7 protein-coding genes are annotated in these 7,322 nt (G+C 59.3%); 4 read left to right on the forward strand and 3 right to left on the reverse strand.

Translation table 11 applies throughout. The features are described 5' to 3' along the window. Positions 1-587: 587 nt before the first annotated feature. Positions 588-1,382, reverse strand: a complete 795-nt coding sequence (locus A7A77_RS16955) for a TerC family protein (protein WP_066561167.1) — start codon at positions 1,380-1,382, stop codon at positions 588-590. A 139-nt stretch (positions 1,383-1,521) separates the two neighbouring features. Between A7A77_RS16955 and A7A77_RS16960 the strand changes: the two genes are divergently transcribed. From A7A77_RS16960 to A7A77_RS16975, 4 genes are all read left to right on the forward strand, one after another. Beyond that, complete coding sequence (locus A7A77_RS16960; RefSeq protein WP_082836221.1) at positions 1,522-2,379, forward strand: mechanosensitive ion channel domain-containing protein; 858 nt, start codon at positions 1,522-1,524, stop codon at positions 2,377-2,379. Between the two features lie 149 nt (positions 2,380-2,528). Next, on the forward strand, positions 2,529-2,849 hold the full coding sequence (locus tag A7A77_RS16965) for a hypothetical protein (protein WP_425388594.1): 321 nt from the start codon (positions 2,529-2,531) through the stop codon (positions 2,847-2,849). Positions 2,850-2,905: 56 nt separating this feature from the next. Next, entirely contained in the window at positions 2,906-3,166 is a 261-nt protein-coding gene (locus tag A7A77_RS18210) for a hypothetical protein (RefSeq protein ID WP_066561173.1), read from the forward strand. Between the two features lie 111 nt (positions 3,167-3,277). Next, positions 3,278-4,555, forward strand: coding sequence for a class I SAM-dependent methyltransferase (locus tag A7A77_RS16975; RefSeq protein ID WP_245638532.1), 1,278 nt, complete (start codon positions 3,278-3,280; stop codon positions 4,553-4,555). A 123-nt stretch (positions 4,556-4,678) separates the two neighbouring features. Here the strand turns inward: A7A77_RS16975 and A7A77_RS16980 are convergent, their stop codons facing one another. Beyond that, a complete protein-coding gene (locus A7A77_RS16980) occupies positions 4,679-5,695 on the reverse strand; it encodes a PepSY-associated TM helix domain-containing protein (protein ID WP_066561175.1) in 1,017 nt (338 codons plus the stop codon). Further along, the coding region (locus A7A77_RS18215; RefSeq protein WP_066561178.1) for a TonB-dependent receptor at positions 5,695-7,322 on the reverse strand (1,628 nt) is incomplete at its 5' end. The genes A7A77_RS18215 and A7A77_RS16980, both read right to left, overlap by 1 nt.

Genomic DNA, 7,322 nt, shown 5'->3' on the forward strand with positions numbered 1-7,322 from the left:
GAGGTTATGGCCCTCGTCCCTGCCAATCTCATGGCGGGCGTCGTCAAGACTCCTCGCGGTAGGACTTACCACGTCGTTCATTTCTGTAGTGTCGACCACCTTGTCCTCCTGCGACAATGATGGCGGATGCTCCGGATTGGTCTGCGCCGTAGCCAATGTAGCAGCGACGGCAGCATCTTTCGCGCCATCCTACATTGGATTGATGCATGAAGAGGGCATTGGTTCCGATAGTCCGAAATTGATCTGGTGAGGATTCATTCCGGCTGTCTGAAGCGATGACTGATTTCGGCGAGGGCATCCGCGAATTCCGCAAAGGGTTGCAGGCAAGCGAGAGCGAGGCGTCTGGGTACTAATCCCCGCCTGAGGACTGAGGCGCGCGCGATACGCGGGGCCGGTGATCCCGACCCCGCGCATCCGGTTACGATTGGCCAGCGTAGCAGAGAGCGATCGCTGCGATCGGTCCTACAACAATCAGCACGAACAGGCCCGCATTTCGCAGGTCGTGCAGATTGAAGCGGTTGACGTGTTCACGCGTGAATGCGGCATATTGCCTGGCAAGATGCTTCGGCGAAACCGGCCCTATTCCGCTACGCAGCTTTCCTTAGACGCCGGTTTCGCTGCACCATGTTCAACATCTCGACCCCGACCGAAAAGCCCATCGCTGCGTAGATATAACCCTTGGGCACGTGAAAACCGAAGCCATCCGCGATCAGGACGAGGCCGATCATCACCAGGAACGCGAGTGCAAGCATCACCAGCGTCGGGTTCTTCTCGATGAAGCGGGCCAGCGGGTCTGCGGCGACCATCATCACGCAAACCGTGATCACGACGGCCGCGACCATGATCGGGATTTCGTCGGTCATGCCCACTGCGGTCAGGATTGAATCGACGGAGAAGACCAGGTCGATTGCGATGATCTGGGCGATGACCGCAGTAAAGCTGGCCTTGACCGCATCACCGACGCCCGGGGTCTTGTCCAGCAAGTCGCCCGAGTTATCGGTTGGCTCCATCGAGTGATGGATTTCCTTGGTGGCCTTCCACAAAAGAAATAGTCCGCCGGCCAGCAGGATAAGGTCTCGGCCCGAAAAGGCAGTCTCGAACGTGGTCTCGCCGTACTCGTTCGGTGCTCCGCTGATGCCAAGATCGAAAAGAGGCGTCTGCAAGGTGACGATCCAGCCGATCAGCATCAACAATCCAATGCGCATGACAAGTGCCAGAGACAGGCCGATCCGCCGCGCGCGGCTTTGCTGTTCCGCTGGCAACTTGTTCGAAAGAATGGCGATGAAGATAAGGTTGTCCACCCCAAGGACGACCTCGAGCGCGATAAGTGTCAGCAGCGCCAGCCATGCGGCGGGGTCGGTCAGCAGGGCCAGCAAATCCATTTTATGCACCTAGGTCTATCTGAACGGACGACAATCCGTCTGCCGCCACCGGCTTCGCATCATTGTCGTCGTAAATCGTGGTTTGCAAGCATTGCGCGATGCCGTCATTCAACCCATCTGCAAAGCAGCCGGACCAGACATGCCAAACAGTATTACACACCAACTCTATAGCTCTGATGTTCTCGCCTCGATCGCGCTGCTGGCCATATTGGCCGCGATCCAGCTCATATTGAGCCGGGCCCTCAGCAAGAGAGCCGACCTGACTCGATCTGTCGTCAGGCGTTGGTCGGCAAATACCCGAAACTTCCTGATGCTCGTGGCCCTGGTGGGTCTTATCATGATCTGGGCGCCGCAACTCAGGACCTTCGCGCTTTCGCTAACGGCATTTGCCGTCGCGGTTGTCGTGGCGATGAAGGAACTCATCCTCTGTCTTTCGGGGTCGGCGCTTCGAACCTTTACCCGTGCCTATTCTGTCGGCGACTTCATCGAACTGGGCGGAACGCGCGGTGAGGTGTTGGACCATAACCTGCTGGTGACGAGGCTGGGCGAGTTCGAAAGGCGCGAAGGTTCGATGTTGGCAACGGGACGCGAAGTGATCCTGCCCCACAGCCTTCTGTTCGGGACACCGCTTCGGGTCGAGGCCGCAGTTGCGGGCCAGTTGCGGCACACCATACAGTTGACGTTCGAGCCGCAAGGCAACCTTTTCGCTGCTCAAACCGAGATCCGAGACGCCGTTCTATCGGCCTTTGAAAAGAGCGGAGGCAAAGAAGCGAACCGGGTCGAGGTTGCCCTCAGCACCAGCGACATCGGCAAGTATCGTGTCGAGATCAAATTTCCGGTCACCCCGGATCAGGTAGGGCAAACCGAGCAAGCTGTGATCTGTACGGTTGGCAATCTCGTTCACAGTCTACGAGACAAGCGCGAAAGCGAAGCAGACGACTGCATCGAACGAACCATGAGCAGCGGAAGCGTCCTGCCGCAAAAAGGGGTGATTTAGGCGCGGGCCAGGCTGTTTCGCGTTGCCTTGAAACGAAATCTGCAACATGCGCTGCCTGACCTTTGGGTGGTCTGAAGGCGCGAGGGCGACCGCAATTATCGTTAGTCCCGGACTGATGCAAATGATCGTCGCACTGCCCTATCTCGGTCTTGGCGAAGATGAATGAAAAGCCGGAGCGTCTATCGGCCAAGCGGATCGGACGAACGCGTCTGCATCTTGTCGTCCTCGGGCCGGCGCTCATTGTCTGCTCCCCGATCGTCGGCCTGTTACCTGGCCTCGGGGGCATATTCGTGCTGGCGGCGGGCGTGGGACTTTCGCTGCGACACATCAAGGTGGCGAAGCGGACCTATGTGCGGATCAAGCGACGTTGGCCGCGGGTCGGCGAACTTTCTGACATGGGGTTACGCCGCCCAAGCCATCTGCGGAGAAAGCGCAAGAAACGTCTGCTGGACGAACATGGTTCTTACTGAAGGTGACGCTCCGCAACCATTTGCGCCGAGGCAATATGCATCCTGACCGAATGCTAATGGTTGTTTGGCACGCCGCGACAGCGCTGGCGATCTACTGTTTGACCATAGTCGCCGGTGTCGTGGCAGCGCTGATCGTTGAAGACTTCGCGCTCTTGCTCGCTTTGACAATTGCAATAGCATTCATGTGCTGCGCCGCTTTGGCCTGTCTCTGGCGGAACGTGTCACGGGCGGGAACGCCGCCGGTTGCCAGATATACGTACCTGTTCGCTGCGGGGCTGATCGGTCTGGATGTCCTGATCGCGATTGCATCTTATTGATTGCCATTGTCCCTCTCAGTGATCCGGGCCATCTATCGGTCACGATCGCAGTGGAGACGATTGCGGAGTGTTGCCTTAATGACATCAAGAGAATCCACGGCGCTTCGCGCGTTGAGTGACGACAGCGAAACCTACGAAGCGGGTTGGTCAGACCGCGCCTATCGCCTGCTATACGGCGCCATCGGATGGCCTTGGCTCCTTTACAGTCTGTGGGGCGGTTCGAAAGCCAGCAAGCGGCGGCTACTGACCCGTCTGAACCTTCCGGACGATGCCCTTCCGAACTTGGGAAGCTGGAAGGCAGACACCAGTTTTCTGCATAGAATAGTCGATACCATCGAAGCGCAGCGCCCCAGGACCGTTGTCGAACTGGGCGCGGGGGCATCGACGCTCGTCTGTGCAAGAGCCATTCAAATGAACGGCGGTGGCAAGCTGCACAGCTTTGACCAGCATGCTCAGTTCGTGTCGGCCACCAACGAGTGGCTCGATGACTTCGGAGCAAAAGCCCATATCCAACACGCGCCGTTGCGGTCCCGGATCGGGGATTGGCCGGGTGCCTGGTATGATCTTCCGGACGTTCCCCACTCGATAGACTTGCTGATCATTGATGGACCGCCCTGGGCGGTCCACCCGTTTGTCCGCGGTGCCGCCGAAAGCCTGTTCGACCGTCTTTCCCCCGGCGGGGTGATACTCCTCGATGATGCCGCGCGGCCCGGTGAGCGCATCGTTGCGCGGCGCTGGACAGAGCGTTGGCCCGACATCGCGTTCAAACGTCTGCCTGGGGGTAGCAAGGGAACCCTGGAAGGCCGGAAGATGCAGTCGGGCAAAGTCCTGGCTTTCCCTGAAAGGGCTGACCGGAAAAGTTCGTCAACTTGGCGAAGAGCGGCTGCTGCACTGGCATTGCTGGCATCGGGATGGGCAGCACACGATTTGGTCGCCGACCTGATCCGACCGGCCTATGCAGCTAGCTTTGTGGACGAGGCAAATGCATCGTATTCGACAAGCTTGGTCCGCGAGGCCATGCAATCACAGGTGGAGACAGCCGTTCTCGATCGATCGGAAATTGCGCGATCGTTGGGGATCGTCTTGCCGGGCATTCCCGCAGGATGGCGCGCGGCCGATGTGCAGGTGTTCCCATCGGACGGAGGAAACTCTGTCGCCTTGGTTCTCCAGACCGATCGACTTGAGAGAGTGGTGCTTTACGCGCGGCGCGCGGAAACACCTGCGGAAGCCGCCCCGCTCACTGAAAGCAGGGAGAACCGAAACCTTGCCTATTGGGAAACCGGACCATTCGCCTATGCGCTGACGGGAGAAGTGGAGACATCGCGAATCTTGCTGTTGGCGTCGACAATGGCGTCGTGGCAGGGAAAGGATGTAACCGAAGCTACGTGAGTGTCGAAAAAGGTCGTTCCAGACTGAATCTGATGGAACGACCCGGCGACTGAAGTTGACCCGAAAGCAGTTCTGATCACCGCGAGGCAGGACTCGATTCTTGTCAGCGATCAGATAAGGGCCTCAACGTTTATTGCTTCGCAATGTCCAGAAACTGAGGCTGGCCAACGCACCCAGAATGACGAGGCTCAGGCCGGTCATTGTGAGAACGACTTTCCATGCAAGACCACCGACTTTGCCGGAATGGATTGGATAGAATTTCTCGCTGACGCTTTGCTTGTCGAACGTGCCGTCGGGTGCTTCGATGATGATCTTGCCGGATCGCTCAATTCTCACATACGTCCTGCCATTGGGGGTCCATTCAAATGGTTGTCGCAGGCGCAGTGTCGCCCCCTCATCCGATAGCTGAAGTCTCCGGATTTCCGCATTCGGGAAATTGCGTCTGGCAATATCGAAAAATCCGGACATGTCGTCCTGTGCCAGTCGGGCGTCGAGCGTCCGGGATAGCGATGACCGTTCCGGTAAAGGCGCGACGATGGCTGCCGAGACCGGCTCGAAGATCATGGCGCTGCCCGTCAGCATTGTCAGAAACAGGACAGGTGCCATGACGATGCCGAGATCGCGGTGTTGGCGGACGATCGCACTTCGCGACATGCGCTTGGGCCAGAGCCGGAACGAGAATGTCCTGCGCGTGCGCCACCATAGGATCGCGCCCGAAACGATGAAAAGGACGCCTGCGATACCCGCCACGCCAACGACGATCTCGCCCGCCTCACCGGCAAAGAGATAATGATGGAGGTCGAAAATCCACAACTCGGGACGTCCCCAGACGCTGCCCCACTGATCGACGATCGCTCCACTTTGATCGAAATACGCGCCGCTTCCGTCGCTATAGGCCGCCTGATGCAGGCTCAGTTCGTCGCTGGCGAAAGTGATGCGGTTCAGGCCTTCGCGATGCGCCGATGCAGTTTCCACCGCCTGCGCCAGACTGGATGGCGTATCTATAACCGGATCATCCGCGCCCGGCAGACCGATCCATTCCCCTTCCCAAATCAGCGCGATGCCCGACAGGCCCATAACGATCAGGATCAATCCGATCGTCGCTCCGGCCCATCGGTGCAACGTAGCCAGAAAGGCCATCAGAACTCGCTTTGCAGGGACAGCGTGAACGTGCGCCCGCGCCCAGAGAAATAGCGGGAGTTGTCGAACGTCCGCACGGTATCGCTGTCGTAGGTCAGGTAATATTCGTCGAGAGCATTCTGAATACCCAGCGATACGAGGCCAAACCCGGTCTGATAGCCGAGATAGGCGTCCAGCAGCGTGTACCCGTCGAACGCACTCTCGGGCACTTGCCCTTCGAACGTGCGGGAGAGGTAGAAGCGTACCTGTGCCCGCGCGCTGAAACGGCCTTGGGCGTAATCAGCGGCCAAATTGAGACGGTCAGGCGAGATATTGGCTCCGTCCAACTCGGCTTCGAGTACGCCGTCGCCGTCATCGTCGGTCCTGCCGATAAGGTGGCTGTATGCGACCGACACGTCCAGACCGGGCACGGGTGTTTTGGTCTTGAGGCTGAGTTCCAGCCCTTCGATCTCAACCGGAGCGCGCACGACCTCGAAAATGCCGTCACCGGTCAGGACCAGCCGCGATCCAAGCTTGCTGGATGACCAGAAGTAGCTAGCGCTCGCCTTCACCGGGCCGCGTTCCACCTCGGCCCCCAGTTCCCGATTGTTGGAAATGACCGGTTCGAGCGAGAGGTAGTTGTCGATATCGACGCCCTCCTCGGTAATCCCGCGAAGGATGCGCCCCACATCGGCGATGGTGTAGCCCTGCGCGTAACTGCCGTAGGCGCGAACGCCGTCAATCGGCTCGACGATGACGCCGCCATTGAACAGCGTCTTGCTGAAAGACGGATTGCCGCCACCGACGAAGACGGGCTCGTAGGTCGAGATGTCGCCTGCATCAGTCGCGCCGTAGGAGGCCAGGGTTTCGTAGTCACCTACCTTCAACTTCACATCCTCGTGACGCAAGCCGCCCGCAAGGCGCACCAGTCCGTCGGCAAGCTTGAGGTTCGCCTGTGCGAACGGCGCATAGCTGCGGAATTCGGTTTCGGGCACCCATGCGCGGCCTGTCTGGACAAGGGTCTGTTCGGTCTTGTCGATCAGGGCGTCAAAGCCCAACGTGACAACCAGATCGTCAAAGCCGGGGACGGACCTTTCGTAGCTGACCTTGCCGCCGATCTTACGCGACTTGTTGGCCGACTGGTCGAACAGTTGTCCGGTCGGATCGATGTCCGGGTCTTGAAACGTCGCGAAGGTGCCGCCGCCGAAGGTATCCTGCGTGCGATTGTAAAACCCCTGCAAGGTAAACGCGCCGCCGCCGAGGTCGCTGTCGGTGAGCGAAAGCGAGAGCATGTCCGCCATGTTCGACGGAGGATCGCCCGGCGTTTCGCCTTTCGTGCTGGACGCGGGTCGGCCTGCGCTCCTGTCGCCGGGCACAAGGACGTAGTTGTTGTTACCCTCCAGTTCGAAGTGATTGGCGATCAGTTCGATCCGGGCGTCGGGCGAAAGCTGGTAGCCGATCCGCCCGAAGACTGACCAGCTATCGCTGTCCTGAATTTCGCCCTGCGTGCCATCGACGCCGATGCGATTTCCTGCGCCGTCAACAAACGCGCCGCGCCTTTCAAATGCGCCACCGACAGAGGCATCCAGCGCCCCGCTGCGCCACCCGGCCAGTGCAGCAACCTTGCCGCCGATGGCTTCGCCGTCGA

This window comes from Croceicoccus bisphenolivorans (assembly GCF_001634625.1).
Classification (GTDB): domain Bacteria; phylum Pseudomonadota; class Alphaproteobacteria; order Sphingomonadales; family Sphingomonadaceae; genus Croceicoccus; species Croceicoccus bisphenolivorans.